This is a genomic window from Microcoleus sp. LEGE 07076, from assembly GCF_015207455.1.
GTDB lineage: Bacteria > Cyanobacteriota > Cyanobacteriia > Cyanobacteriales > Microcoleaceae > Microcoleus.
The window spans coordinates 20,040-46,251 of the sequence record NZ_JADEWV010000028.1; the positions used below are offsets into that span (position 1 = coordinate 20,040).

Sequence of the window (26,212 nt, forward strand, 5' to 3'; positions counted from 1 at the left end):
AACACAGAGTACACAGAGGGAGAGAATATATATCTGAATCATTCCGATGCTACCGGATTTGATATCATGTCCGATCGATTACCCGCGATCGATCGGACACCATATCACCTCTAGCGGGCCGGCACAGAATCAAACAGCCCTAGCGGTTAATTAGACTGCACGTTCTGTCAATTTTGTCAAGACGTTGTTCGATCGCTCCACAAAATCTTTCATTCCTTCAGCATCGAAACCCTTCTGGGCCATCAAAGCCAAGTCATAAACGTGGTGACAAATCATACTCGCCAACTGCGCCGAGGGAGACTCGCCGCCACTTTGAATAATCGCACCTTGACTCAAATTAGCCAGATTTTGAATCAGCGGGTGAGACGTATTCACCAGCAAAACGTGTTCTTCGGGGAATTCGGCCGCTTGCTGCTGCAATAGCGCCGTCATATCCCGCATCCGGCGCAAAGCTTCCGGTAACAGGACGATCGCAGGTGGCGCCCCCTCTGCAGAGTCAGCCTTCAAAGCTTCGGTGCGGATGTTCACTTTCGGCTTGTTGAGAGCATTTTGGAACATTTCTTTAACTTGTTCGCTGCGAGTTTTATTGGTCGCCGGATCGACTATTTCCGCTTCTTTTTCTTTGTCAATTAGCGTGTCGTCGATGTCAGAATCAACCCGCGAGAATTTAACATCCGAATATTCTCGTTCCAAGAAACTGATAAAGTGCGTGTCGATGAAAGAATCCATAAACAGCACTTCCAAACCTTGGCTTTTGTGCAGGGCGACGTAAGTTGCTTGAGAAGCCGGCTCTGTGCAGTAAAACACGCGATTTTCGTGGCGTTTTTGATTGCGTTCCAAATACTCTTTCAGCGTGGTGTAAGGCTGCGTCGAACCGGAACTTTCCGACTTTGGAGTCACATCTTGCCACAAATCTCCTTCCTCGGTTTGCACCTGCACTTCGGGAGTTGCAGTTTCTGGTTTTTCCGATGTTGGCTCGTAGGTGCTGCGGTAGATTAAAATATCTTCGATTTGCTTTTTGAACTTGTCGTCGTTGAGGGCTCCGAATTTGACAAAAGTGCCGATATCTTGCCAGCAGCGGATGTACTCATCGCGATCGTCCCGGTAAAGTTCCTTGAGGCGATCGCCCACTTTTTTCGCAATATAATCAGCAATTTTCCTTACAGTGCGGTTGCTTTGCAAAGAACTCCGAGAAACGTTCAGCGGAATGTCGGTACTGTCAATCACGCCCCGCAGCGGCATCAAGAATTTCGGGATAATTTCTTCGCAGTGATCGCTGACAAAAACCTGGTTGCAAAATAGCTTGATATTGCCTTGGGTAACATCGACATCGGGCCGCAGTTTCGGAAAGAACAGAATCCCGTTAACAATAAAAGGATAATCTGTATTCAGGTGTACCCACAGCAGCGGTTCCTCTTGGAACGGGTAAAGGTAGCGGTAGAGTTCCAAATAATCTTGTTTCTGCAAGTTGCTGGCTGATTCCCGCCAGATTGCTTTGTGTTTGTTGAGTTCCTCTCCCTCAAATTTGATCGGAACTGGCATGAAATCGCAGTAGGTTTTGACTAACTGCTTGACCCGGCTGGCTTCTACATATTCGAGTTCTTCATCCTGGAGTGTGAGAGTAATTGTAGTGCCGCGTTCTGTGCGGGTGGATTCTGATAGTTCAAAAGCGGGGGAACCGTCGCAAGACCAGTGTACTGCTTGGGAACCTTCTTTGTAGGAAAGAGTGTCAATGTCTACTTTCTGCGCGACCATGAAAGAAGAGTAGAAACCGAGTCCGAAGTGACCGATAATTGCATCGTCGCCGCTACCTTGGTATTTTTGAATAAATTCTTCGGCGCTGGAGAAAGCGACTTGGTTGATGTATTTTTTTACCTCGTCGGCGGTCATGCCGATGCCGTTATCGGAAATTGAGAGGGTTTTGTTTTCTTTGTCGATCGCAATGTTGATTTGTGGTTCGCCAATGTCGCCGCTGTATTCGCCCGTTCGAGAAACCATTTTGAGTTTGGCAATGGCATCGACGGCGTTAGAAATTAGTTCCCGCAAGAAGACTTCGTGGTCTGTGTATAGCGACTTCTTGATAATCGGGAAAATATTCTCGGTATGGATAGAGATTGTTCCCTGTTCTAAAACTGTCATACTTCTTCGCTAGGTATTTTTTAAGAGTCAGCAGTCATTAGTCATTAGTCAGTAGTTATCAGTTATTGGTTATTGGTTATTGGTTATTGGTTATTGGTTATTAGTCAACTATCAACTATCAACTAAGAGGGCCCGCACGGGGCACCGCCCCTACCAACTGACAACTAAGAGGGCCCGCACGCACCATCCACCGCCCCTACCAACTGTCAACTGTCAACTGTCAACTGACTAATGACTATTTATTGATTTTGGGCGATCGCGCTACCTTTTGCCAAAGGGATTACCACAAAAAAATGATTCGGTTTCCCCCACATCATAACTCACAAAGGCAACCGCAGCAGAAAGGTGCTGCCAAAACCCACTTGGCTGCGGGCGCTGAGGCTGCCGCGGTGTGCCCGGGCGATGGTTTGGGCGATCGCCAATCCGAGTCCCGAACCGCCGGTATGGCGCGATCGATCGCTGTTGACTCGGTAAAATCGATCGAATATGCGCGCTAAATCTGCCTCCGCTATCCCAAAGCCGGTATCTTGGACCTGAATTATCGCCTCCTGGTGACTGCAATCTAAAATCGCTGTTACTTTTCCCCCAGCCGGAGTGTATTGAATGGCATTGACAATTAAATTAGTAACTAAACGGTAAAGTTGATCGGCATCGCCAACAACCTTCAATTGCTGCTGTACGCGGATTTCGGATATTAGCGCTACCTCGGAGGATCTCGCCACAACTGCCAATTCCTCGACTAAATCGCTAACCAAGTCGTTCAAACAGCAAAGTTGAGGGCGATCCTCTTCGAGGGCTTCGCTAACGGATTTTGCTCCATCGTTGGTTTGAGAGTCCATGCGTGCTAGCAGTAATAAATCGGTAACTAACTGAGTCAATCTGCGGTTTTGGCGATCGATCGTCCGCAAAATTTCTCGTGCTTCTTTTTCATCTAATTGAGGCATCAACAAAGCCGATTCTACAGTTGCTTGAGATGCCGCTAAAGGCGTCCGCAATTCGTGGGCAGCATCCGCTGTAAACTGTTGGATTTGTCGGTAGGAAGCATAAATCGGTTTCATTGCCAATCCTGCCAATAACCAGCTAGAAAAGGCGATCGAAATCAATGCAGTCGGCAATCCTAATTTCAAAATCAATTTAACTGTATTGAGATAATTGTGGAAATCTTGCAAGCTGCGCCCTACTTGAAAATATCCCCAATCTTCCTGGGTTTTAGTGTGCAGAGCCACAGAAATTTGATGGTAAATATTGCCTTTTATGTCAGTTATAGTTTGCCAGTATTGGGGATTGAATGTCGGCGGCAATGTTGCGGGATAAGTCCCTGCTGTGGCAATTAAATTACCTGAATAATCGAACAAACGAATATAGTAATAACTTTGGTCGAGCGCCGTTAAAATATGTCGATTGGGCTGCGATTTTTTCCAGCCGTTAACCCCAGTAACGCGGAGGTTAGGCAAAAGTTCGTTAACTATTGGTTCGAGTTTTCCAGGCTGCTGCAATTTGATTTCGAGGCTGTCGTGCAGCGTCCCGGCAACTGATGCTAATTCCCTGTCTATGGCTACCCAGTGAGCGTGGGCGATCGCCTTGTATACCCCAAATCCTAACAAGCTCAAAATTAAACCCATGACTGCGGCATAGGAAATCGCTAAGTGCGATCGAGTTCGGTTAAATAGTTTATTTTGATTCATTTAAACTTACATTTTGCACAATTCCTTCTACTGGTTCCCCGACTATGCCAATTAGTAACAACTTAAGACTGAAGCGCATAATAAATGTCGCTTTTATTCTAGTCGAGCTCCCCCTCGCATCCCCCTTAATAAGCAGGGTGGATCTAGATTTCGATACAAACAAGAGAGACTATCCCTTTGAGGTTAACTGGAAACGAGATATAATCCGCCGCCGTTGCCCGCCCTAATTTAATTTTTCATCCGGTATCCGATACCATGTACGGTTTCAATCAAATTCGCGCAGCCAAATGATTCTAGTTTGCGCCGCAACAAGCGCACTTGAGCTGCTACCACATTGCTAAACGTATCTGCACTAGCCTCCCATAGCTGATTCCGAATTTGGTCAGTGGTAACAATTTGGTTGGGATGTTTCATAAAATATTCTAGCAGTTGAAATTCTTTGTTTGTCAGAGAAATTATCTGGTTTTTACCATTTTTATCGAGATGACAAGCAGTGCGATTTCCGCAGTCTAAAATTAGATTGCCGATTTGTAGCTGTTGGGGCTGAATTTGGGGCGATCGCCTCTGCAAAGCCCGCAACCTTGCTAACAGTTCCGCCATCCCGAAGGGCTTGACTAAATAATCGTCAGCCCCCGCATCCAATCCAGCTACTTTATCTTCCATCCTATCTTTTGCCGTCAGCATCAAAACTGGCAATGCGCTATTTTTTGCGCGCAATCTCCGCAGCAATTCCAATCCTGACAATCCCGGTAGCAACCAGTCAAAAATAGCCAGATTGTATTGAGTCCAATGACTATCTAAATATTCCCAAGCTTCACAGCCATCCTGCGCCCAGTCAACTATATATTTTTCGTGCTTCAAAGTGCGATCGATCGCTTTTCCTAAATCTGGCTCGTCTTCAACTAACAAAACTCTCATAACTCTCAAATTTCTAGGGGGGAAACAATAATAATCTTGCCCCCTCCCCTGATTCAAGGGGAGGCTTAGGGTGCGGTGCTTTGTATTTTTGCAACAGTTCTCTTTAGTAGGTTTGAATTAAAACTATACCCAGGGGAATTGCTGCATTTATTCCCACCATTTTACCAGATATCGCGGACATCCAATTGCGAGTGTTACCAGGAGTGTCAACACCCCGTATATCAATTGATATAGTGGTATCAGGAGCAACAGGTTGCGCGAAAACCACTATCGCTTTTCAGTCATTAACCGAAACTTGAGACTCGATTTTTTGACCAGATTTATTTGTAACCTCAATTGGGCTACGCATTCTGATATCTGCCGGAAAATTAATTGTCAGCGCTGAAACACATTTTCCCTGAACCTGAACTTTAAAATGATGGGTAGCACCCTGACAACGAGCTTTGTTGGGATGTACACCACTGTGTATCAAGTGACGAACATTCACATTTCGCATTGCTCATCCTGCAACTATAGGGGAGGCATTAGATGCTAGCACAAATGTCAAGACAGCAGCGTAAATTAACTTTTTCATTCCGGTACTTACTGAAAAATTGACTAATTTATTATGTTATTTATTAGCTTGATTTTCAGGGATGAAATTGCGATTGAACTTTCTATACTAAAATTAGTAGGTACAAAGATATTCTGGCGATAATCCAACTCAAAATCAACCCTGTTCATCAAATAAGCTGTTGCAGCATTTAAACTGTATGCCAAAAAACAATAAAAATCTTGTGGGCCGTTGCTCTGAGCAGCGCCCTGAACATACAATGTTTATTTGTTCGACAGCTTAAACTGGGTTGATACTGTTCGACATAGTTGACATAACCCATAACCAAGACTGCATTAATCAATTAGCTATCTATTGCTTAAACGTAAAGCGACCATCAACTTTTTCTCCGTTAATATCCGCATTCATTTTCACAGCATAACTTCCTGCCTCTTGACCTGGAAACAGAACAGTGTAATGTTTGCCATCAGGGTCGTATTTGAGTGCTAGATTTTGCTGTTTGCCATTAGGTAACTGCACTTGAGCTGTCACTTTTGCATTGGGAACTGGTTCGTGTTTGTCGCCTTTTTGCAAATAAAAATCTAAATGAGTTCCGGTAGCTTCTTTCTCAGCTAAAAACTCTAAGTGGTAAGCTCCAGACTCAACAACTTGACCTCCTTTAGATGCGTTAGGATGACCAGTTTTATCGGCTGCGACTGGGGCAGCACTAGGAGCAGAAGATGCAGGTTTAGAGGCGACTGGAAAGGATGTTAAGCTGCTATTTGCATCACTTTTTTCGTCGCCTTTGCCACAAGCCCCCAAAAATAGTAATCCGACAGTGCCTAGAACAATTAAATTTGATTTGATGGTTTTCATTTGATGTAATTTTTGGGTACAATTATTCCGAATAATAACACCCAAAGATGAAATTAGGATGAAAATTTACCGAATGCAGAAGTTTTTCGATCTTTCCTAGTTCTTAAATTTTGGTTTTGGGTGGCTGCGCCTAACCAAGCGACTGCGCCCGATCGCAAATGCGTAGCCTATGCTAGTAGTAGTAAGATGTACGGCCAATCTTAATATCATGTTCAAAAAATCATGCTGCAAGCGAAGTGTTAAGTAAAGTATCTGAAATCAACAACCGATCGCCAATATTTATGAAATCAGTATAATGTATCTTATTCAACTTTACTGTCAACCTTAACATGATTCCCCAGCCGCCAGAAAACCATCACCAAGCTTTACTCCAAAAGCAATCCCACTTGAAACTTGCCCCCAATTGGTTGCAGCGACGGCTCAGCCGCGCCCCAATTCGCTGGAAAATTAGCTTAGGTTATTTACTGGTATTGAGTCTTGCGGTTTTAGGAACGATTATCGGACAGCTAGTTGGAAACTTCTACACCAGAAAAGCTTGGGATAAACTCAACCTAGAATAAGAGGAGGCACAGCATTTAAGCGAACTAAAAATTGCTGTAGTTGAAACTCAATCCCACCAACAAAAGCTAGTCATTGTGATGGGAGATCCAGAATCATTTAACCACGAAAAGGATGAATACTTCAAACACAACCAACAAGTCAATCAGCTTTTTTCCAAATTAAAAATTCTGGCAGAGCGGAATCTCAACAAAGACGACCCAGAAATAGTAGAGTTGAATCAATCTTTACAGACTTATGACGCGACTCAAACAGCATACACTCAACAACTAGATCGACTGCTGCAAGGAATCTATCAAAAACATTTTTTGCCACAAAAAGTTAAAGCCTCGCAGCAGTTACTTTGGGATTTTACCAAAAGCCAGTCGGCAATACATTTTAACCAACTTTCAGAAGATTTAACTAAACTTGTTAAACTTGCTGATCAAGGACAGGATCGAGCCGAAATTGGTATGGAACACGCGCGGGACATTCTCAAAGAAATAAGTATTGCTAGTTTTCTACTTTCTGCGATCGGCTCCACTATTTTTGCATTATACATCAGTCGGATGATTTCTCAACCTATAAAAGCATTGACTCAAGTTGCTGAACAAGCAACTAAGGAATCCAATTTTAGCCTCCAAGCTGCTGTTACTACGGACGATGAAGTCGGAAAATTAACGATTTCTTTCAACAGTCTAATTCAATCGATAAAATATCATATTCAAGCACTAGAATTCTCCAAGCAAAACTTGGAAAAGCGCGTGGAAGAACAAACTGACGAACTTTCACAAAAAAATCACGAGTTACAGTCAGCTTACAATCAACTTGCAGATGCCTTGCAAAATCTTCAACAGACTCAAGCCCAGCTAATTAAATGCGAAAAAATGTCTAGTTTGGGTCGAATGGTATCAGGTATCGCTCACGAAATCAACAATCCGGTCAGTTTTATTTACAGCAATTTAGAACACGCTAGTAACTACGCTCAAGACTTACTGCGATTAGTGGAATTGTACCAGAAGCAATATCCTAACCCTAATGGTGCTATTCAAGCTGAAACTGAGGCAATTGACCTGGATTTTCTGGCTGAGGATTTTTCTAAACTTATAGATTCAATGAAAAATGGTGCTGACAGAATAAAACAAATTGTTCTGTCTCTGCGTAACTTTTCTAGGTTGGATGAATCACAGCTAAAATTTGCCAATATTCACGAGGGAATTGACAGCACCTTGGTAATTGTCAATCAGCGCTTGGAGTCAAAAATTGCCGTGATTAAAAACTATGGAAATTTACCCAAAGTCAAGTGTTATGCAGCGCTTTTGAATCAGGTATTTATGAATATAATCGACAATGCGATCGTGGCTCTTGAGGAACGAAAATTTGATATTAAAAGCTCAAGCGATGGGATCGATCGACCTACCATCTGGATTCATACGGAAACAATAGATACCGAGCTGGTTAGAATCGGAATTAGAGATAACGGTACTGGGATAGCGCCAGAGTTAAAAGCTAAAATATTTGACCCTTTTTTCACGACTAAAGATGTAGGAAAAGGAACAGGTTTAGGACTAACTGTTTGTTATCAAGTGATTGAAAAGCATAAGGGTAATCTAGAGGTTATTTCGGAACTGGGAGAAGAAACGGAGTTTTTGATAACGCTGCCAATTAAACCGTCTTAAAATTCGAGATAAACACGATACAAGGCAGCACCAAGCCAGAATTTTACCAATTTTTATAGGTTTTGCTCAATCTTTCCAAGTTCTTGACATTTATCATCTAGAGTGAAATCACAAACCTGCATGGAAAGGATTTGAAGATGCAAACTGCCAACAAAACCTCTGTAGTTGACAATCGAAGCGACGGCGAGACTAATGACGACTCGCTTGGTTTGGCTAGTGTCAGCAAAGATACTATTACTCACGGGCAGGCAAAGGATGTCGTTCCACCATGTAGTAATAAATTAGATGGCATAATGTGGAACGATCGGCTTGAGGCCGAGATAGGTAACGACTTGCTCTGCGGCGAGGAAGGTAATGAAAAATCACTAGAAAAATTTCCAGCTAAAACAAATCTTGTTAAGTTCTTGACTTTTGTTATCTACAGTGAAACTGTAAGCCTAGATTAAAGAAGTTTCGCACCATGAAAACCTCAACAAAAATCGCTCTAGTGACAGCTTTAGTCGGTACTTTAGGGTTGAGTGCATTAGTCCGCGTGTACGCTGCGCCAGCACAATCTCAGATTGCCGTCATGCCCGATCGCACCAGCAGCAAAGCAGCACCTGAAGCCAGTGATGGCGACGGCGAAAAGAACGATGATGCCGAAGACAAGCAAGCATCAAGTCGCCTGCAATCTCTAGCTAAAGTTACGCCGCAACAAGCGCGATCCGCAGCGGAAGCTGCTAAAGGCGGCACAGCAAGTCGCGTTAAATTAGAAAACGAAGACGGCAATGTTGTGTATTCAGTTGCGATCGGCAAACAGGAAATAATAGTGGATGCGGGTAACGGTAAAATCCTCTACACGCAAAGCCCAAAAGATGAGGGCAATAAAAGCGTTTCTCCCCGCAGCAGCGTTCAATTTTCCGAGGCGGCTGGCGGCGATGGCGATGGCGAAACCAATGATGACGCCAAGACGAAGTAAATTCCGAACAAATTCGCTTTCTTGAGGCAACAAATAGAGTAGGGCGGTGTCTCTGAATGCCCGCCCTTATGATGCGATCCAATCTTGTTTCTATCGAAAAATTAAGAAAGAAAAATATCATGAATAAGATCCAAAACAGGGTTCCAGAGGTTACAGGTTCCTTCTGGATTATTAAGGTTCTGGCAACCACAGTAGGTGAAACTCTGGCTGATTATCTGTCAGTCAACCTGAAGTTTGGTTTAAGCGTTACATCCTATGTGATGAGTGGCGTGTTACTAATTGCGCTTTTGAATCAGTTTATGCTTAAACGATATGTTCCAGTAAGTTACTGGATTGTAGTCGTTTTGATGAGTATCACTGGCACACTAATTACCGATAGATTGGTAGACGAGCTGGGAGTTAGCTTGATGACAACTATTATAGTTTTTAGTGTTGTCTTGTTTGCAGTTTTTGCGTTCTGGTATTTAAACGAAAAGACCTTAGCTATGCACTCCATCAACACAGCTAAAAGAGAGATATTCTATTGGGCAGCTATTTTATTTACATTTGCCTTGGGCACAGCAACAGGAGACTTTTTAGCAGAGGCGTTGAAGCTTGGTTATGCACAATCAGCATTAGTATTTGGCGTTTTAATTGCGATAGTAGCCGTTGGTTATTATTATTTCAGAATGAATGCAGTCTTGGCATTTTGGATAACCTACATCTTGACTCGTCCGCTTGGAGCATCTACTGGCGATTTATTGTCACAACCTACTACAAATGGTGGTTTTGGTTTTGGTACGATCGGAACCAGTATGCTTTTTCTTTCTATAATCGTGAGTCTGGTTATTTACTTAAGCCTTAAGCAAAAGAAACTAGCCCCAATGCCGATCGACCAACAAAACTGATTAGCGATCGAATCATCGGATTACCTTGACTATTGCAAGTCAGCCAGGGCGTGTTTTTAAACTCCTCCTTCAGATTGATATCCCCCTCGCATCCCCCTTAAAAAGACCAACTTTAAGACTCTTTCCCTTTTTAAGGGGGGCAGGGCGGTTTGATTCGATCGGGAAATCATCGTTTTGTAGGGGTAGTGCCCCCGTGCCTACCCCCTCCACCGACGATCGAATGTTTCAAATCTCAGGGCCAGGCGCACGGCTCATAGGTCGAATGAAACCGCTGGCTGGGGATCTTTAGGTTTGAAAACATGCCCTAGGCATCAGCAGTTGTTTTACCGTGGAATTGCCACATTACCGCTGATAAATACAAACGCAATCGATCTTTCCAAGTTCTTGACATTTACGATCTAGAGTGAAACTGCCAAAGTACGATAACCCGATCGCAAAAATGAGCAAACTTCCACAAATCACTGCCTTTTTCTGGATCATGAAAATCTGTGCAACCACTCTGGGAGAAACCGCAGGAGACCTTTTATCCATGACGTTAAACGTAGGCTATGCGGTGAGCTCCACGATATTGATTGGAGTGTTCTTAGCGAGTCTTGTGTCTCAATTGATGTCGAAAAGCTATAACCCATTGCTTTATTGGACTGTCATCCTTTCAACCAGCACGGCTGGTACAACGATGTCAGATTACATGAATCGTACTTTAGGGCTTGGCTACACTATCGGATCTACGATTTTACTTACTCTTCTCTTGGCTACTTTGGCATACTGGCGATTCAGTATTGGATCTCTATGTGTTAAGAACGTCAAAACGCCTAAAATTGAACTGCTTTATTGGACTGCAATTTTATTTTCAAATACTTTGGGTACTGCCTTGGGCGATTTCCTAGCCGATACTTCTGGACTTGGATTTGCAGGAGGAGCATTTCTAATTTCTAGTTTGCTTGCAGTAGTATTAGCCGCGCATTATTTTACCCAAATTTCCGAAGTCTTGCTGTTTTGGGTGGCGTTTGTCCTCACCAGACCATTTGGCGCAACACTGGGGGATGTTCTGACTAAATCACACGAAAAAGGTGGTCTAAATTTTGGTACGATCGGCTCATCTATAGTTCTTCTTTCAATACTTGGAGTCTGTGTCGCGTTCACAACTTTCAAGCAGAGAAGACTAATCGGGCCTGAGTCTTATAACAATGAATAATACAAATCTGGCTCGGTCATCCCCTTGATAATGCGGTATCGTGTGTCGCTACTTTATCTTTGTACGGAAGCGAGAATTATTGCAGGCGACGCACCCAACTTTTAGGAGATAGTAAAGGGTGTATTATATCCGGATTTGGTATTAGATGGTGTCCACTAAATAAAAATTCATAGGGTAGCTTGATGTTTGCCCAACAACAAGCTACTCTTTGGTATTCGCTCAATTTGAGCAAAGTAAAAAGAAATACTAGACTTGTCTGGTTTGCAACTTCAGCATTGTGATGCACAGCATCAGCCAAATATAGCCGACTCCGTATCCAGCTATTATATCTGTCGGCCAGTGTACTCCTATATAGATCCGACTCAGACCGATAGCGGCGATCGTCACAACAGCTAGACTATAAATAAGTTTAGAAAACTTGGGAAAGTGACTAGAAAGCAGGTAAGCTAGAAACCCATACATCACAAAACCTCCTAAAGCGTGACCGCTAGGAAAACTAAAAGATGTTTCAGGAATTAAACTCGGAAAAATATGAGGACGCGGCTTAGCAAAAACTAACTTCATGCCAGTATTCAGAATTAAGGCTCCCAAACAAGCAAGGGCAAAAAATTTCGCTTCTGAACGGTGATGCTCCCACCAAAGAATTCCCAAGGTGACGGCCACAATAACTACTACTACACTGGCATCGGCAAGCTGAGTAATTGTCAGCATCACAGCATTTAAAGTCGGATTTGTATACCCGTGTACCCAATATATCCAAGCAGTATCAAACCCAAAAGCTTGTTTTTCTAAGACTTCTTCAAACAGCCATGCTAAAATCAAAATAATCGAAAAACAACTAGCAAGTCCCACGACACCAATTGTCACGATTAAAGTAATTATATGAGGGTTGATATGCTGCAACCAAAATTGGTAAAACTTGCGTAACATAATATATCTAACTTTAGTAACTTAAAACAATCTACACTCAATAAAATATTTTGTCAATGATTTGCGACTTTCATAAACAATCAAAAATCCAGATTATTTTAATTAAAAAAATGTTAAATAACTAGCCAATTAATCAGGCGAATTATCAGATATTTTCACAGATGGCAATCGCACTGTGAAGCAACTACCAACTGCTACCTGACTGGTGAGGGTAATTGAGCCGCCGTGATTTTGGGCAATGGCTTGGGCGATCGCCAATCCCAAACCAGAACCCCCTTCCCAATAGGAACGAGATTCATCCGCCCGCCAAAACCGTTCAAAAATCAGTTTAATATGCTCTGGTGCTATTCCCGCACCCGTATCCCGCACGCTAACAATTAAATAGGCACAGACTAAGTTAGCTGTAACTTCAACTGTTCCTCCTGAAAGCGTGTAATGGAGTGCGTTTTCAATCAAATTAGCAAACAGCCGTGTCAGTTGTCCCGCATTTCCTAGCAAGTACATATTCTCGGTAATTTCTGATTTTAAATTAATGTTTTTAGCACTGGCTTCAGGCTGATACAGTGATAACAAGTCGAACATAATTGCAGTTAAATTGACTGAAAATTCGGACCTAATATGATGTTTTTCTGCCCTAGCTAACACCAGTAAATCTTCAGTCATGCGGGTCATTTGATTCGCAGCACTAACAATAGCTTGAAACTTTTCTGCATCTGATTTTCTCATTGCCTTTGGATACTTCAATGCTACTGCTGCATTACTTTTGATCGCCATTAAAGGACTGCGGAGTTCGTGAGAAGCATCGGCAGTAAACTGTTTTAACCGTTGAAAACTCTCTTCTATTGGCTGCACAGCTTGCCGAGTTAAAATTACTCCGCTAAATCCGCTGAGAATTAAAGCTATAATAATACTACTCCCCAGTATCCAATCTAATTTAGTTAAAGTTTCGTCAACTTCTTCTAAAGATTGACTGACTCTTATATACCCGATAAATTTGCGATCGTCGCTTCCCATGATTGGTAATATCACCGCTTGGATTCGAGTTTTTCTCGTTTTAATTATTAGCTGATTTTGATTCGGAGAGAAAGGCAAGTTTAGGACAATATTTCCTTGCTTTAAAATGGATTTTCCGTTAATATCAAACCACTCCAGACCTTGATTTTCATGAATCAACTGTTGTACAATAAAGTCAGTTTCAACTTTGATGCGTCCATTTTCAAATTCTGCATTAGTAGCGGCTCCTTGTCCTAAAGTAGTTAGTCTATTTGTTAACTGTTCGGTGAGACTGCGCGCGAACAAAAGCCGAACTCCAGCGGCAAAAATTAGTAAAATTGAGGTAAATACTGTTAGATAAGATAACAGCAGACGCCAGCGGATTTTAGCAAACATAATTTTACAAATCTGCAACAGTAAGTAGAATATTAATAATTTGTTTCTAAAAGTGGGAATTTTTAGTTAGTGCCGTTGAGACGATAACCAATTCCATAAACTGTTTCGATTAAATTTTCTGAACTTCCGGCTGCTTTTAGCTTGCTTCGCAAATTTGTAATGTGAGTCTTGACAGTGCCTTCTCCAGAGGACTGATCGAAATCCCACAATTTATCTAAAATTGCTGCACGAGTCAAAACTTGAGCGGGGTTTCTCAAAAAGCATTCTAATATCATATATTCTTTTGGTGTTAAAGATAAAGGTTGATTGCCGTAAGTGACGGTGCAGCTACTGGGATTGAGTTGCAAATCGCCGTGGATTAAAATCAGCGGCTTGGTTTCAGGAATTCTGCGAGATAAAGCTCTGATTCTTGCTGTTAATTCTTCTAATTCAAAAGGTTTAACTAAATAATCATCAGCCCCCGCATCGAGTCCGACGACTTTATCTGAGGTTGTATCGCGTGCTGTCAGCATCAAAATCAGAGTGTTGGACTTAGCTGCACGCAGACGCTTGCACAGCGCAATCCCATCTAATTTGGGCAGCATCAAATCTAACAAAATTAGGTCATAATTAACTGATTGGATGTAATCCCAACCTTCGATGCCGTCACTTGCTATATCGACGGCATGGTTTTGATGTCTTAAATCTTCGGCTAGAGGTTTGGCAATGCGATCGTCGTCTTCAATTAGCAAAATTCTCATAGGTTTATGTCCAAAAAAGTTCAGGTTAAATTTACCTGTCGAGAGTCATACCCTCGATCGCTCGGCGGTTGAAACCGCTGCTTGTCAAACAAAATCGGCCTGCGCCGATTAAAGCAGGCGGACGAAAGTTTGTGTAAACGCGCTTGGAAACCCCCCGGTTTCCTATCTTATCGAATTTCTGTGTCTGTGTTCGATCGCACTTCTTCGACTTCCGGCGGCAAAACACGATTATAGTCATTTCAAATAACTATGAGACACTAGACTACACAATAAGCACAAATAATTTCATCAAGAGATGTGCCAGGAGACGCATACATTTTAGCTCTCTTTAATGCACTAAAATCATGCTCAATATCATTTAAGTCAGGAGAGTATTTTGGTAAAAATATTATCTGATGACCCGCCTCCTCAACCAATAGTCTAATGACCGTCTTACGATGAATGGGTGCATGATCCATAATTAATATAGATGGAATTGTTAAATCTGGTAACAAATATAAAGATAACCATCCTTCAAATCCTTCTGCATTCAAACTACCCATAAAGAGCATTGGTGCAATGCCAGTCCTTCTTTCCTTTTCTCCTTGCTGCTACTAAAATTTCTCTTTTTCCCCGTTTTCCTGGTCTTTGACCATAGACTTTTTTTCCTCTCTTTGAAAGAGCACAAACACAACCTTCAAATTCCTCAAATCCTGATTAGTCAATAAATACAATGCTTTTAATGGCATAAATTTTAATTAATTCTCTCAGATTTCTGTAGTAATTTATTCTTTTTTCTCTATTTATTTCTTGATAGCGAAGTTTTTTATTTTGGTAATTTTCAGTTTTTTTAAGGCATAGCAGATGGCACTCGGTCTGACCGAGAAAGTTCTTGCTCTTTCTACTAATCTTGCTGAACGGATTTTTTTCAACATCTTTTTTGAGGGCTTCCCAATCTAGCTTTCGTTGACGGTGTTTGACCTGAGTTGGCCGAAGGTCTTCCCTACCTAACCATCTATAAATTGTTGCTCTTCCTACCTTAAATATGGCAGCCGCTTTCGTTATAATCCCTCCATTTTCCACATAATTGACTACTTTTTCTCTTAGGTCTAGACTGTAAGCCATTTTTTTCTAATTAACTATTTTTATCGATTTTCTCACGAGCTTACCTCTGTATCACATTTATTTGAAATGACTATACTTCGTTGCTGTCGGTAAAAATCGTAAAAACCCGGTTTCTCAAGATGCGCGAGTGCCCATAAACCTCGGTTAGCCCGATAGTCCAACCGGGGTTGAAACCCCTGTCTCATCGAAAAAGTCCTCGCTATGAGGACTAAAGAGTTTTTCATTTTTATGTCGGATTTTCAGTCGGTTTCAACTCACATCTTGCACCATTCTCGCTCGCACAGGCTCTCCGGCCCGTTCGACAACAACTGCATTTTCTTGTGGGGTGGGCAGGAGAGCCCGCCCATAAACAGCTTATTGAGAATGGTGCAACATCTGGGTTAAAACTGATATCTTGCACCATTTTTAAGAACGGGCTCTCCGGCCCGTTCCACAAAAGATCAACTTTCTTGTGGGGTGGGCAGGAGAACCCGCCCATAAAAAACTTATTGAAAATGGTGCAACATCTGGGTTAAAACCGACTTTCGCCAAAAGCCCCGTGGGTTTGAACCCCTGGCGGGGGCGACACCACTTTGCTATTAGTTGCTAAGCTGTGTATGTACTAGGGATATTTTTTTAAGGGCGATGGAATGTAAGGTTTGTTTGATATTTGTTGAGGCGATATTTTGGACAGGCTGGTTAACCAACCATAATTGTTAAAAACGCACAATCCAATCAACCCGCCCCCAACCAACTGCGACTGACTGAAGGGGACCAGAGTTTACTAAGGGGGGAAGGCAGATTTTCGGCTGCTGATTGCTCTATAATTAGGGGTTGTGTCAAAAAATGATAATCTGGAGGGCAATATGTCGCGGAAATGTCAGCTAACGGGGAAGAAGGCGAATAACGGTTTTGCGGTTTCTCACTCGCACCACCGCACTCACAAGTTGCAAGAAGCAAATTTGCAGTGGAAGCGGATTTGGTGGCCGCAGGAAAAGCGCTGGGTAAGGTTGCACCTTTCTACCAAGGCAATTAAAACCTTGCAACACAAGGGTCTGGAAATTATGGCGAAGGAAGCAGGAATTAACCTGTACAAGATGTAAGAAACTTCTTGGCGAAGAAAAAACTAAAGTCCTTGCTACAAACCAGTTTTTTAGGTTCGTAGTAAGGACTTTAGTCCTTGCTCTATATCCACTTTCTACATTGTAGTAAATAAGTAGTCATCTCGCCTTTGCCTTTAACTTCAATTGCGCCGCGGTTTTCAAAGAAATACTTTTCTCGCAAGTCCTCATAACTTGCAGATGTTAGTTGTATACTAGCCAACTGACTGTTACCAATGACAGCAAGCATATTACAGAATAGATTTTATTGACAATTGTTGTATTGACATTATTTTGTGGATGTCCTACTGCTTTTTTGTGGCACCAAATCACCAACAGAGGAGTAAAAATTAAAACTCCCAATGTATCTCCAAGATACCAATTCCACCGAATAGACCAATATTCGCTCCAGTCAACTAGATTAGTTATACACAGGCGCAGCGTTCCGAGAGTGCAGTTTATTTGAGTGGAAACTACAGCGCCCCAAAAGATTAAATTGACTGCATCTATCAGCCGAGCGAGGAGCGTAAATTGACCTTTTGCAGCAAAGCAAATGCACAAAAAGCTTGCAAACTAGCACAAAAATCACTAATTGTTGCACTTGTCAAGGATATGTTGAGGTTAATAGTTTCGTAAAAAAATACGCCTAATGCTATTTCAAATATTGGGGCAACCACGGGGGGTTTGCCCCTACTTTGAATCAAACTCTTTCAAATATTGGGGCAACCACGGGGGGATTGCCCCTACTTTGAATGAATCATTTTCAAATATTGGGGCAACCACGGGGGGATTGCCTCTACTTTGAATCAAAGTCTTTCAAATATGGGGGCAACCACGGGGGATTGCCCGCACTACGTTTGACCTGTTTGTTGACACCACAAAAGGCACTTCTGCGTCCTCTATCTCTGTCATGTACCTCATTTACCACCAAATCTGCTAATACCAAATCCGAGAAACGCATCGCCTGTATAATGCGGTCTGGTGCGTCGCTACTCCATCGTTGTCAATAGCTAGAATTGTCGATCGCAGCGCACCCGGAGTTTACTCTTGGCATCAAGGGGTTACTATAGCCGAATTTGGTATCAATGCACAAAAGCTTACCTGTTGATGTAGTGCGAAGTTCGCAGATCAATAGTTACAAAATCTCATTTTATAGCTGCATCAATCCACTCTTTCAAAGTAGAACTTACTTCATCAATGAGAATTTCATGGGATTTGTGAGTAGCTCTTTCCACGACTTCAACCTTGCCTGCTTTCAGCGAACGACCTGTAACAATGCGATAGGGAATGCCGATTAAATCAGCATCTTTGAATTTAACTCCGGCTCGTTCGTCTCGGTCATCTAGTAATGTTTCAATACCAGATTGGTTGAGTTCAGTGTAGAGTTTTTCGGCGACTTCTACTTGTTGGGCGTCGGAAATATTGGGGATGCTAATAATGGCATGATACGGCGCGATCGCCACTGGCCAGATTATCCCGTCTTTGTCGTAGGATTGTTCTACCGCAGATTGAGCCAGCCGTGACACGCCGACACCGTAGCAGCCCATAATTAAGGGCATTTCTTCGCCTTGTTCGCTGGTGTAGGTGGCGCCCATTATTTGGGAATATTTTGTGCCTAATTGGAAGATGTGGCCGACTTCGATACCTCTGGCGCTTTGCAAGGTTTGTTCCGGGTTGTGCAGGGCCCGATCGCCCTTTTTTGCCGTTCTGACACCCACAACCGTTGTAGGTAGCGGAAATTCTTGATTCCAATTAGCTCCCACAACGTGGTATCCTGACTCGTTAGAACCAGTCACAAAGTTTGTTAGGTCAACTGCGGTGCGATCGACCAAACGCAAAAACTTAGAATTTACCTCCTTGCTCCCACCAATATAATCATCAGCAACATCCGGAGCCATATAACCCAGAGGCAAAGATTTAGCCGCCCATTTCCGCTGAGCTTCCGCATCAGGAACCGTCAAAAATAAAACACTTTTAGCTTGATAATTGCCCGCCAACTTCGTCAACTCATTCAGCAACTTTACCTGATTCACATCTTGGTCGCCGCGAATACTTACCAATACCAACACAGTCGTGCCATTATCGTAAACAGCCTCATAAAGCACATTTTTGACAACTTGCGTCGCAGAACAATTCAAAAACTTGCAAAGTTTATCAATTGTTTCAGTTCCCGGTGTTTCCCGCTTTTCAAAAGTTGCAAACTGCGACATTTCCGCATCAGTCGGCATCGATACAGCCTTCTCCACATTAGCAGCATACTGACCATCTTCAGTATAAAGAACTTCATCCTCACCCGCTTCTGCCAGCACCATAAACTCTTGAGAACCAGAGCCGCCAATCGCACCAGAATCAGCATCTACCGCTCGGAATTCCAAGCCCGAACGGCGCAGCATATTGCTATATGCTCGGGCCATATCCTGATAAGTTTTTTTCAGGCTTTCTTCGCTCGCGTGAAAAGAATAGCCATCTTTCATAATAAATTCCCGGCCGCGCATCAACCCAAAGCGCGGGCGAATTTCATCGCGAAATTTATTTTGAATTTGATAGAGATGCAAAGGCAACTGCCGATAGGAACGAATCATATCCTTAGCAATTGTAGTAATTACCTCTTCGTGAGTTGGGCCCAACCCCAACTCAGTATCGCGGCGGTCTGTGAGAGAAAACATGATACCTTCAGCTTGAGTGTACGTATCCCAGCGACCGGATTCCCGCCACAAATCGGCCGGTTGCAGTTGCGGGAGAAGGCATTCTTGAGCGCCGGTAGCATCCATTTCTTCCCGCACAATTTGAGAGACTTTTTTGAGAACTCGCCACATCAAAGGCAGATAAGCGTAAATACCGCTACCGATGCGTCGGATGTATCCCGCACGAAGTAATAGCTTGTGGCTGGGAATTTCTGCTTCTGCAGGGTCTTCCCGCAGGGTGACGAAAAGCATTTGAGAGAGTCGCATACCTGATTTCCTTAAATTTCCAGATGATTGTAATCTCAGATTAACTTCTGATATTATCAGAAATAAGCCAGATTTGATTAATTCTATGAATAAACTTTGGAAAAATTATCAAAAAGGTATGACAGCATTTGATAATTGTCACCATCCTACTCTGCAATCTCAGTGGATTGCATTACAAGATGAAATTGGAGAATTTGTGCGAGAACCTAACTTCAGCGAAATTTGGGATATTCTTCATGCTGCTGGTCGATTGCTGTACAAACTAATCGGAATTCCTTTACATCTGGTAGCCTATCCTACTGTTCGCAAACACAGCGAACGTTTTGAGGAGTACGGCTGTATTCGCAGCCGGCGCAACTGTGAGGGTAAATGCTGCAAACAGTTGACGGTTGACAGTTGATAGTTGATAGTTGATAGTTGTCATTACCCATTACCAAATCTAAAATCTAAAATCTAAAATCTAAAATTGCATGACCCGATTCATTCACGACCAATTTGCCAAACAGTATCTCAAAGAATTATTAACTCCTCTGGGCAATGTCGAAACCAGCCGCGACATTGCTGGAGAAGTGAGGCAGATTGACGTTTTTTTGCCCCGAAAGCGGAACCGGAAGTCGAAGCAACAGCCCTCGGCATTTTGGGTCAAATCGCAACAAAACCCGCTGTATTGGAACCATTCCGCAGTCCTGTTCAAACCGGAGAAATTCGCAGTTGTTTGGGCAAACTATTTGATGTCCACGCCGAATATGAACGAGTCGCCACTAGAGATAATACCCGGATTGCAGAGGCAGACTTGCCTCAACTTTGGATACTGTCACCGACGGTTTCCGACGCTATGTTAGCTGGATTTGGAGCGATTCCCGAACCCGAAAATTGGGTAAATGGAGTTTATTTTCTGAGTCCGTCTCTGAAAGCAGCAATCATTGCCATTCACCAACTGCCCCGCACTCCCGAAACGCTGTGGCTGAGGGTTTTGGGGAAGGAAAACGTGCAAAAGCAAGCTATTGCCGAATTGAGAGAATTACCCTCTGATAATTTCTTTCGGTTGAGCGCGTTAGAATTGTTGTACAACTTGCGAACGATTTTAGAAGTCCGCCAAGACATAGATCGAGAAGATCGGGAGTTAATTATGGAACTGTCACCCCTCTATTTGCAACGGCTTGAAGATGCAACTCAACGAGGTATGCAGCAAGGTATCCAAGAAGGTATCCAGCAAGGTATTCAGCAAGGTATCCAGCAAGGTATGCAGCGCGCTCAACGCCTGATGGTTGAGAACCTGTTACAAGTAAAATTTAGTGAGATTGATGAAGAATTAGCCCAAATAATCGAGCCTTTGATTCAACTAGAACCCCTGGAGCGCACGCGGCTGATTATGCAGCTCGATCGCTCTGAATTACTAGCTCGTTTCGATGCGTCTAAAAACCAACCGGAATCCTAACTCAGCAGCGCACTCTACAATCTGTAGGGGGCGCTAAATATCACTTTAATATTTATTATATATCGAGAAAATCGGGATTTAATTATGGAACTGTCACCGCTCTATTTACAACGGCTGGAAGAAGCAACTCAGCGAGGTATCGAGCAAGGTATTCAGCGAGGTATCGAGCGAGGTATGCAGCAAGGTAAACGCGAGATTATTGAGACTGTATTACAAGTAAAATTTGGCGAAATTGATGAAGAATTAGCCCAAATAATTGAGCCTTTGATTCAACTAGAACCTCTTGAAATCACGCGACTGAGTATGCAGCTCGATCGCCCGGAATTACTAGCTCGTTTTGCTCCCAAAAATCCAACGGAATCCTAATTATCTAGCGCACTCTACTATATTTGGGGTGCGATCGCACTTTACTAAAATTGATAATTGGTAGCTATCGCCCCCGCCTCAAACTTGTCTTTTTTGGGCGAACTCTACTGCTAGCGCTGGCATCAAAACTGAAATGAGTTTTGCTGGAGGCATCAAGACTCCCCGAAACCGGGTTTTTTACCCTTACAGCGGGTGACAAGAAGGATTTTTGTAAAAACGCGGTTTCTGACCCCTCATGCGTTAGTGTTAATTTCTGACTTTAGAGGGATTTATTTTTTAGCTTCAAGAGCCATAATCAGCAGTAAGGATGAAATAAATAAAGAACAAATCTACTACTCATCCCGATTTCACGAATCAAGGCTTCCGAAAGATCAAGCCTGACGAAAAAAATCACCATCTAAAAAGTTCAAACTCCCCTAGGTAAAAGTTAGGGGAAGATTTCCATATGCCTGAACAAGTATCAAATTTTAGGAGGTAAATTATGTTTGAAAGCGAGTTATTAATGTCGCTGTACAGTGCCAAATTCAATATTGCCCAAATGCCAGTGGAAATAGATGTTCCGTTTGACCACCCCGATATCGGAGGGCTGATGTTTCTAAGTCCTCAGTTTTTCGTGGCATTAATCGCCGGAGTCATTATGGCTTTCGGCTTCCAATTTCTGTTAACAAATTTCTCTATAGCTGCCAAAATTTCAAATTGGGACGAGGCTTTACCCGACGACGATGACGATGATGACGAGTTTGAAACTTTAGGAAATAAAGTTCGGAAGATTGAAGGTTTGGTAGGCGGTTGGATTTTAGTCACAGTTAACCTGGCTTTATTTTTAGCTTGTTTTCTTGCGGTCAAACTAACTTCAATAGCCTCGGTAGATGGAGCGGCAATTATTGGTGTGGTCATCTGGGCTGCGTACTTTTTAACCTTGGTATGGCTCGGTTCTAGCGCCGTCGGTTCGATGATTGGTTCCTTGATAAAAACTGCTTTTTCAGGCATTCAAGGCGTCATGGGTACTGCCGGTTCGGCGATCGGCGCCAAGATGGCGGGCGACCAAATGGTCAATACTGTGGAAGCATCGGTGGCTGCTGTCCGCCGCGAGTTGAGTTCGGCTGTAGACCCGGAGAGCATTCGCGAAACACTGCAAGATTATGTGGGCTCTTTGCAGTTGCCGAAGTTAGATGTTAAGGAAATTCGCGGTCAATTTGAAAACTTGCTGGGGGATGCAGATATCAAATCTCTGGCGGGAAGTGATGTTTTAAAAAATGTTAACCGCCAGACTTTTGTGGATTTAATTAGCAGCCGAAGTGATTTTTCTCAAGATGAAATAAATCAAGTTGCTGACCAACTAGAAGGCGTTTGGAAGCAAACATTTGGCAAGCAGCAAGAAAACAAAGACCCGAATTTAGAGTTGGTTGATTTTCTTAAATTTGCGGCTCCTGATTTGCTGAAGTCTGACGAACTCAACGCCAAGCTGTCTCAAATTATGGAAACTGGGGAAAACAAATCGGAGTCCAGCGGGGGCATGAACCGAGCGATGCAGTTGGGTGTAGAAGCTCTGGTTGGCACAGTTTTGTCGCGGACGGATTTGTCGGATTTGGATGTTGAAAAAATCTCTGGTCAGTTGCAGCAACTAACTGGAAAAGGGAAGGAAAAAGCTAAGTCTTTGAGCGATAAGGTGGGCGATAAATTGCCTGCTCTGCCTTTCAATACAGCTAAGGCTGATGTGGAAAATTATTTGCTGAATACTCAACCTTGGCATCTCAACCGAGAAACTATCAAGCAGGAATTTAGGGATGTCATTTACGATCCTGAAGCTTCTCCGGGGGCGGTTTTGCGCCAGTTAGAGATGTTTAATCCTGAGTATTTTGTTGGGATTTTGGGCCGCCGCGAGGGGTTTAGTCAGGAACAGGCGACGGAAATTGCCGAACAGCTTGAAGGTGTCCGTCAAGAAGTTTTGGGAATTGTTCGAGATGCTGCGGGTGAGGAACAGTCTCAAGATTTACGCAGCCGAGTTGAGAATTATTTGCGATCGACCGGTAAGGAAGAATTGAATCCTGAAGGTATCGAGAAGGACTTCCAAGCGCTTTTGGACGATCGCGATGCTGGTTTTGAGGCTTTGCGCGATCGCCTGTCGCAATTTGACCGCGATACTTTGGTGCAGTTGCTCGGCCAGCGGGAAGATTTCAGTCCAGAGGAAGCCGATCAGTTAATCGGGCGGCTGGAAAGTTCGCGCGATCGCGTAATTTCCAAAGCTCAAGAATTGCAAGATCAAGCGAAATCGAAAGCACAAGAATTGCGCCAAAAGGTGGAAGACTATCTCCGCAATACTAACAAGGAAGAACTGAATCCTGAAGCGATCGAACGCGAGTTTCAAACGCTGTTAAGCGACCCGGAAGCGGGATTGAAAGCGTTGAGAGAACGCTTGTCTCAATTCGACCGCGATACGTTGGTGCAGTTGCTTTCACAGCGCCAAGACCTCAGCGAAGAACAGATCGATGGGGCGATCGACAAAATCGAATCCGTCCGCGACAACATTATCCACGCACCGCAAATATTTGCAGATAAAGCTAAAGAGCAGTACGAAGAAATTACTGGCAAAATTGGCGAGTACCTGCGAAATACAAACCTGGAAGAACTAGATCCTGAAGGCTTGAATCGGGATTTGACCAAATTGTTTGAAAATCCGAAAGAAGGCGCTTTGGCGCTTCGGGAAAGGCTGTCTCAGGTCGATCGCGAAACTTTGGTCAAGTTGCTTTCGCAGCGGGAAGATTTGAGCGAAGAACAGATAAATCGGACGATCGACCGCGTGCAAGATTCGATTCGCACCCTTGTGAAATCACCCCGCCGCTTGGCATCTCGCGCTCAAAAAAGAGTAACGGATTTCCAAGGAAGTTTGGAAAATTACTTGCAGAATACCAACAAGGAAGAACTCAATCCCGAAGGCATCAAACGCGATTTGCAGTTGCTGTTTAACGAGCCGGGAACGGGGATACAAAGTTTGGGCGATCGGCTCAAGCACTTCGATCGCGGTACGCTGGTAGCATTGCTGTCGCAGCGGGAAGACATCTCCGAAGAGGAAGCCAACCAAATTGCCGATCGTATCGAATCTGTCCGCAACGAATTTGTCGAACAAATTCAAATGGTGCAAGACAAGTTCCAGTCGGCAATTGACAGTATTTTCACAAAAATTCGGGATTACCTCAATTCGCTCGATCGACCAGAACTCAACTACGAAGGAATTAAGCGAGACTTCCGCAAAGTGTTTGACGATCCGCAGGCCGGATTTGACGCTATTAAAGAGCGTTTAGGCGAGTTCGATCGGGAAACTTTAGTTGCAGTCATCAGCTCTCGCCCCGATATTTCAGAAGCCCGAGCTCACAAAATTATCGACCAAATTGAAGGAGCCAGGGACAGCGTTCTGTCGCGTTCTGAACGCCTGCAAACAGAAGCCAAAAAACGCATTAAAGAGATCAAGAAAAAGACCAAGCAACAAGCAGAAGATGCGCGCGAAGCCGCAGCAACTGCTGCTTGGTGGCTGTTCGGTACGGCCCTAACTTCTGTGGTTGTTTCGGCTCTGGCTGGAGCAATAGCAGTCGGCGGTATTTCGGGTTTGTTGAACTAGACTTTCAACAAGTTTCAATTAAATTTCTCCTGATTCTAGGCTGGCTGTTTGCCAGCCTATTTTCTTGTGCATTCGCAAAATAAAGGTTCGCAGCATCGGACATCACTGTTGAGTATTCGTAGGGTGCGTCGCTCGAAAAAGCCCTTGCATTCAATGGACAATATTAGGGCGACGCACCTTAAACAGGGGCAGACTCGTGGAAACAGCCGGCCCGTGATACTCTCGCCCAACACTTGTGGTGTAGCACTATTTTGATAACAGGTGCGTCGCCACGATATTGTCCATTAAATACGAGGGATTGTTAAGGGCGACACACCCTATAAATACTACTGTAGAAGGTTGGTAGTGAGGACTTTAGTCCGCAAAAATTAAGAAGGACTGAAGTCAGATGCGGAGAACCATACTGTAGTCTGCAAAAATTAAGATGGACTGAAGTTCTCACTAGAAAAAAATTAAGAAGGACTGAAGTCCGAACGATCAAACCTGAGTGTAGTCCGCAAAAATTAAGAAGGACTGAAGTCAGATGCGGAGAACCAGTGCGCTCTCAAACTAATTAACCTGAGACATCTCGCATCATCCTTTAGTTTTAACTTCCTAGCACCTTCGGAGCCTCCACCACCAATTAATTACTGTTGGGGATCATCTCTACCTTCAGCAAGATTCTAGCCTCCCTATTTATTTGCTAACTTTTATTAAGTAGCAAAACAAGTTTTTGCGATCGGCAAACTGAGCAATACATATTATTTTGGAGACTGAAATGACATTTTCTACTAGCAGCGCTTACGACCAAGGAAAAGCAGATATGCAGAGCTTGAGTGTAGACGACCAATTAGGTTTGCTGTGGTTTGTTTACACCAAAATGGGCAAGTCAATCACGCCAGCGGCTCCCGGTGCTTCCGGTTCCGAAATCGCTGAGGGTTTGTTCGAGCAAGTCAAGCCGCTGCCCCACGAAGAACAACTACAAGTAATGCGCGACATTGCCTCAAAAACTAATACAGAAATCAGCCGGATGTACGGCTCGATGAGCCCAGAAACCAAGCTGGCTTTTTGGTATTTTCTAGCAGTAGGAATGGATGAAGGCACAATTATTCCTATGCCTCCAGACTATGAACTTCCCGAAGCTGGAAAAGCTTTATTAGGAAAGATTGAGGGCATGGACTTTCAGAAGCAAATTGATTTCCTGCGCGGTACGG

The 26,212-nt window shown here is 43.4% G+C and carries 21 protein-coding genes and 5 pseudogenes; 12 read left to right on the forward strand and 14 right to left on the reverse strand.

The window, feature by feature from the left end; all coding sequences use genetic code 11:
- Positions 1-150: 150 nt before the first annotated feature.
- The 4 genes from htpG to IQ270_RS07010 all read right to left on the reverse strand — a co-directional run bounded on the left by htpG (position 151) and on the right by IQ270_RS07010 (position 6,150).
- Positions 151-2,139 (reverse strand): molecular chaperone HtpG, encoded by a 1,989-nt coding sequence (gene htpG, locus IQ270_RS06995; protein ID WP_193972521.1) that lies wholly within the window; start codon positions 2,137-2,139, stop codon positions 151-153.
- Positions 2,140-2,459: 320 nt separating this feature from the next.
- Entirely contained in the window at positions 2,460-3,824 is a 1,365-nt protein-coding gene (rppB, locus tag IQ270_RS07000) for a two-component system sensor histidine kinase RppB (RefSeq protein WP_193972522.1), read from the reverse strand.
- A gap of 228 nt (positions 3,825-4,052) precedes the next feature.
- Entirely contained in the window at positions 4,053-4,742 is a 690-nt protein-coding gene (gene rppA, locus IQ270_RS07005; RefSeq protein ID WP_193972523.1) for a two-component system response regulator RppA, read from the reverse strand.
- 904 nt (positions 4,743-5,646) lie between these two features.
- Positions 5,647-6,150 (reverse strand): hypothetical protein, encoded by a 504-nt coding sequence (locus IQ270_RS07010; RefSeq protein ID WP_193972524.1) that lies wholly within the window; start codon positions 6,148-6,150, stop codon positions 5,647-5,649.
- Positions 6,151-6,479: 329 nt separating this feature from the next.
- Between IQ270_RS07010 and IQ270_RS07015 the strand changes: the two genes are divergently transcribed.
- From IQ270_RS07015 to IQ270_RS07040, 6 genes are all read left to right on the forward strand, one after another.
- The gene (locus tag IQ270_RS07015) at positions 6,480-6,710 is read left to right on the forward strand and encodes a hypothetical protein (RefSeq protein ID WP_193972525.1); all 231 of its coding nucleotides are present in this window, start codon (positions 6,480-6,482) and stop codon (positions 6,708-6,710) included.
- A gap of 78 nt (positions 6,711-6,788) precedes the next feature.
- The gene (locus IQ270_RS07020) at positions 6,789-8,366 is read left to right on the forward strand and encodes an ATP-binding protein (RefSeq protein ID WP_228056140.1); all 1,578 of its coding nucleotides are present in this window, start codon (positions 6,789-6,791) and stop codon (positions 8,364-8,366) included.
- Positions 8,367-8,503: 137 nt separating this feature from the next.
- Positions 8,504-8,812, forward strand: a complete 309-nt coding sequence (locus IQ270_RS07025; RefSeq protein WP_193972527.1) for a hypothetical protein — start codon at positions 8,504-8,506, stop codon at positions 8,810-8,812.
- Positions 8,813-8,826: 14 nt separating this feature from the next.
- Complete coding sequence (locus IQ270_RS07030) at positions 8,827-9,324, forward strand: PepSY domain-containing protein (RefSeq protein WP_193972528.1); 498 nt, start codon at positions 8,827-8,829, stop codon at positions 9,322-9,324.
- Between the two features lie 119 nt (positions 9,325-9,443).
- Positions 9,444-10,211, forward strand: coding sequence for a hypothetical protein (locus IQ270_RS07035; RefSeq protein WP_193972529.1), 768 nt, complete (start codon positions 9,444-9,446; stop codon positions 10,209-10,211).
- 439 nt (positions 10,212-10,650) lie between these two features.
- Positions 10,651-11,406, forward strand: a complete 756-nt coding sequence (locus IQ270_RS07040) for a hypothetical protein (RefSeq protein WP_193972530.1) — start codon at positions 10,651-10,653, stop codon at positions 11,404-11,406.
- A 246-nt stretch (positions 11,407-11,652) separates the two neighbouring features.
- On the opposite strand, the gene IQ270_RS07045 is transcribed toward IQ270_RS07040, so the two are convergent.
- The 7 genes and pseudogenes from IQ270_RS07045 to IQ270_RS30775 all read right to left on the reverse strand — a co-directional run.
- Entirely contained in the window at positions 11,653-12,336 is a 684-nt protein-coding gene (locus tag IQ270_RS07045; protein ID WP_193972531.1) for a phosphatase PAP2 family protein, read from the reverse strand.
- Between the two features lie 129 nt (positions 12,337-12,465).
- Positions 12,466-13,725 carry a cell wall metabolism sensor histidine kinase WalK gene (locus IQ270_RS07050; RefSeq protein WP_193972532.1) on the reverse strand — a complete coding sequence of 420 codons (1,260 nt, stop codon included), beginning with the start codon at positions 13,723-13,725 and terminating at the stop codon, positions 12,466-12,468.
- A 62-nt stretch (positions 13,726-13,787) separates the two neighbouring features.
- Complete coding sequence (locus IQ270_RS07055; RefSeq protein WP_193972533.1) at positions 13,788-14,465, reverse strand: response regulator transcription factor; 678 nt, start codon at positions 14,463-14,465, stop codon at positions 13,788-13,790.
- Positions 14,466-14,496: 31 nt separating this feature from the next.
- Positions 14,497-14,703: a hypothetical protein gene (locus IQ270_RS07060; RefSeq protein ID WP_193972534.1), complete on the reverse strand. Its 207-nt coding sequence runs from the start codon at positions 14,701-14,703 to the stop codon at positions 14,497-14,499.
- Positions 14,704-14,722: 19 nt separating this feature from the next.
- Positions 14,723-15,007 carry a transposase gene (locus IQ270_RS30765; protein ID WP_255532379.1) on the reverse strand — a complete coding sequence of 95 codons (285 nt, stop codon included), beginning with the start codon at positions 15,005-15,007 and terminating at the stop codon, positions 14,723-14,725.
- Between the two features lie 240 nt (positions 15,008-15,247).
- Positions 15,248-15,325: pseudogene (locus IQ270_RS30770) on the reverse strand (IS630 transposase-related protein); the annotation flags it as partial.
- A pseudogene (locus IQ270_RS30775) lies at positions 15,297-15,569 on the reverse strand (IS630 transposase-related protein); the annotation flags it as partial. The pseudogenes IQ270_RS30775 and IQ270_RS30770, both read right to left, overlap by 29 nt.
- An 845-nt stretch (positions 15,570-16,414) precedes the next feature.
- Here IQ270_RS30775 and rpmB point away from each other — a divergent pair.
- The gene (rpmB, locus tag IQ270_RS07070; protein WP_193972542.1) at positions 16,415-16,651 is read left to right on the forward strand and encodes a 50S ribosomal protein L28; all 237 of its coding nucleotides are present in this window, start codon (positions 16,415-16,417) and stop codon (positions 16,649-16,651) included.
- 82 nt (positions 16,652-16,733) lie between these two features.
- Here the strand turns inward: rpmB and IQ270_RS07075 are convergent, their stop codons facing one another.
- The 3 genes and pseudogenes from IQ270_RS07075 to IQ270_RS07080 form a co-directional block, all read right to left on the reverse strand.
- Positions 16,734-16,898, reverse strand: a complete 165-nt coding sequence (locus IQ270_RS07075) for an adenylate/guanylate cyclase domain-containing protein (RefSeq protein ID WP_193972535.1) — start codon at positions 16,896-16,898, stop codon at positions 16,734-16,736.
- A pseudogene (locus IQ270_RS32245) lies at positions 16,856-17,304 on the reverse strand (adenylate/guanylate cyclase); the annotation flags it as partial. The gene IQ270_RS07075 and the pseudogene IQ270_RS32245, both read right to left, overlap by 43 nt.
- 489 nt (positions 17,305-17,793) lie before the next feature.
- A complete protein-coding gene (locus tag IQ270_RS07080) occupies positions 17,794-19,599 on the reverse strand; it encodes a proline--tRNA ligase (protein ID WP_193972536.1) in 1,806 nt (601 codons plus the stop codon).
- Between the two features lie 85 nt (positions 19,600-19,684).
- On the opposite strand from IQ270_RS07080, the gene IQ270_RS07085 reads away from it, so the two are divergent.
- The 5 genes and pseudogenes from IQ270_RS07085 to IQ270_RS07105 form a co-directional block, all read left to right on the forward strand.
- Complete coding sequence (locus tag IQ270_RS07085) at positions 19,685-19,999, forward strand: hypothetical protein (RefSeq protein WP_193972537.1); 315 nt, start codon at positions 19,685-19,687, stop codon at positions 19,997-19,999.
- A 70-nt stretch (positions 20,000-20,069) separates the two neighbouring features.
- Positions 20,070-21,037 (forward strand): annotated as a pseudogene (locus IQ270_RS07090) (hypothetical protein).
- Between the two features lie 63 nt (positions 21,038-21,100).
- A pseudogene (locus tag IQ270_RS07095) lies at positions 21,101-21,403 on the forward strand (hypothetical protein); the annotation flags it as partial.
- Between the two features lie 481 nt (positions 21,404-21,884).
- Positions 21,885-25,019 (forward strand): MFS transporter, encoded by a 3,135-nt coding sequence (locus tag IQ270_RS07100; RefSeq protein WP_193972538.1) that lies wholly within the window; start codon positions 21,885-21,887, stop codon positions 25,017-25,019.
- 757 nt (positions 25,020-25,776) lie between these two features.
- The coding region (locus tag IQ270_RS07105; protein ID WP_193972539.1) for an orange carotenoid protein N-terminal domain-containing protein at positions 25,777-26,212 on the forward strand (436 nt) is incomplete at its 3' end.

Coding starts and splice junctions, on each gene's coding strand:
- htpG (WP_193972521.1), bottom strand. CDS start 2,139: ATGACAGTTTTAGAACAGGGAACAATCTCTATCCATACCGAGAATATT.
- rppB (WP_193972522.1), bottom strand. CDS start 3,824: ATGAATCAAAATAAACTATTTAACCGAACTCGATCGCACTTAGCGATT.
- rppA (WP_193972523.1), bottom strand. CDS start 4,742: ATGAGAGTTTTGTTAGTTGAAGACGAGCCAGATTTAGGAAAAGCGATC.
- IQ270_RS07010 (WP_193972524.1), bottom strand. CDS start 6,150: ATGAAAACCATCAAATCAAATTTAATTGTTCTAGGCACTGTCGGATTA.
- IQ270_RS07015 (WP_193972525.1), top strand. CDS start 6,480: ATGATTCCCCAGCCGCCAGAAAACCATCACCAAGCTTTACTCCAAAAG.
- IQ270_RS07020 (WP_228056140.1), top strand. CDS start 6,789: ATGGGAGATCCAGAATCATTTAACCACGAAAAGGATGAATACTTCAAA.
- IQ270_RS07025 (WP_193972527.1), top strand. CDS start 8,504: ATGCAAACTGCCAACAAAACCTCTGTAGTTGACAATCGAAGCGACGGC.
- IQ270_RS07030 (WP_193972528.1), top strand. CDS start 8,827: ATGAAAACCTCAACAAAAATCGCTCTAGTGACAGCTTTAGTCGGTACT.
- IQ270_RS07035 (WP_193972529.1), top strand. CDS start 9,444: ATGAATAAGATCCAAAACAGGGTTCCAGAGGTTACAGGTTCCTTCTGG.
- IQ270_RS07040 (WP_193972530.1), top strand. CDS start 10,651: ATGAGCAAACTTCCACAAATCACTGCCTTTTTCTGGATCATGAAAATC.
- IQ270_RS07045 (WP_193972531.1), bottom strand. CDS start 12,336: ATGTTACGCAAGTTTTACCAATTTTGGTTGCAGCATATCAACCCTCAT.
- IQ270_RS07050 (WP_193972532.1), bottom strand. CDS start 13,725: ATGTTTGCTAAAATCCGCTGGCGTCTGCTGTTATCTTATCTAACAGTA.
- IQ270_RS07055 (WP_193972533.1), bottom strand. CDS start 14,465: ATGAGAATTTTGCTAATTGAAGACGACGATCGCATTGCCAAACCTCTA.
- IQ270_RS07060 (WP_193972534.1), bottom strand. CDS start 14,703: ATGACTATAATCGTGTTTTGCCGCCGGAAGTCGAAGAAGTGCGATCGA.
- IQ270_RS30765 (WP_255532379.1), bottom strand. CDS start 15,007: ATGGGTAGTTTGAATGCAGAAGGATTTGAAGGATGGTTATCTTTATAT.
- rpmB (WP_193972542.1), top strand. CDS start 16,415: ATGTCGCGGAAATGTCAGCTAACGGGGAAGAAGGCGAATAACGGTTTT.
- IQ270_RS07075 (WP_193972535.1), bottom strand. CDS start 16,898: ATGCTTGCTGTCATTGGTAACAGTCAGTTGGCTAGTATACAACTAACA.
- IQ270_RS07080 (WP_193972536.1), bottom strand. CDS start 19,599: ATGCGACTCTCTCAAATGCTTTTCGTCACCCTGCGGGAAGACCCTGCA.
- IQ270_RS07085 (WP_193972537.1), top strand. CDS start 19,685: ATGAATAAACTTTGGAAAAATTATCAAAAAGGTATGACAGCATTTGAT.
- IQ270_RS07100 (WP_193972538.1), top strand. CDS start 21,885: ATGTTTGAAAGCGAGTTATTAATGTCGCTGTACAGTGCCAAATTCAAT.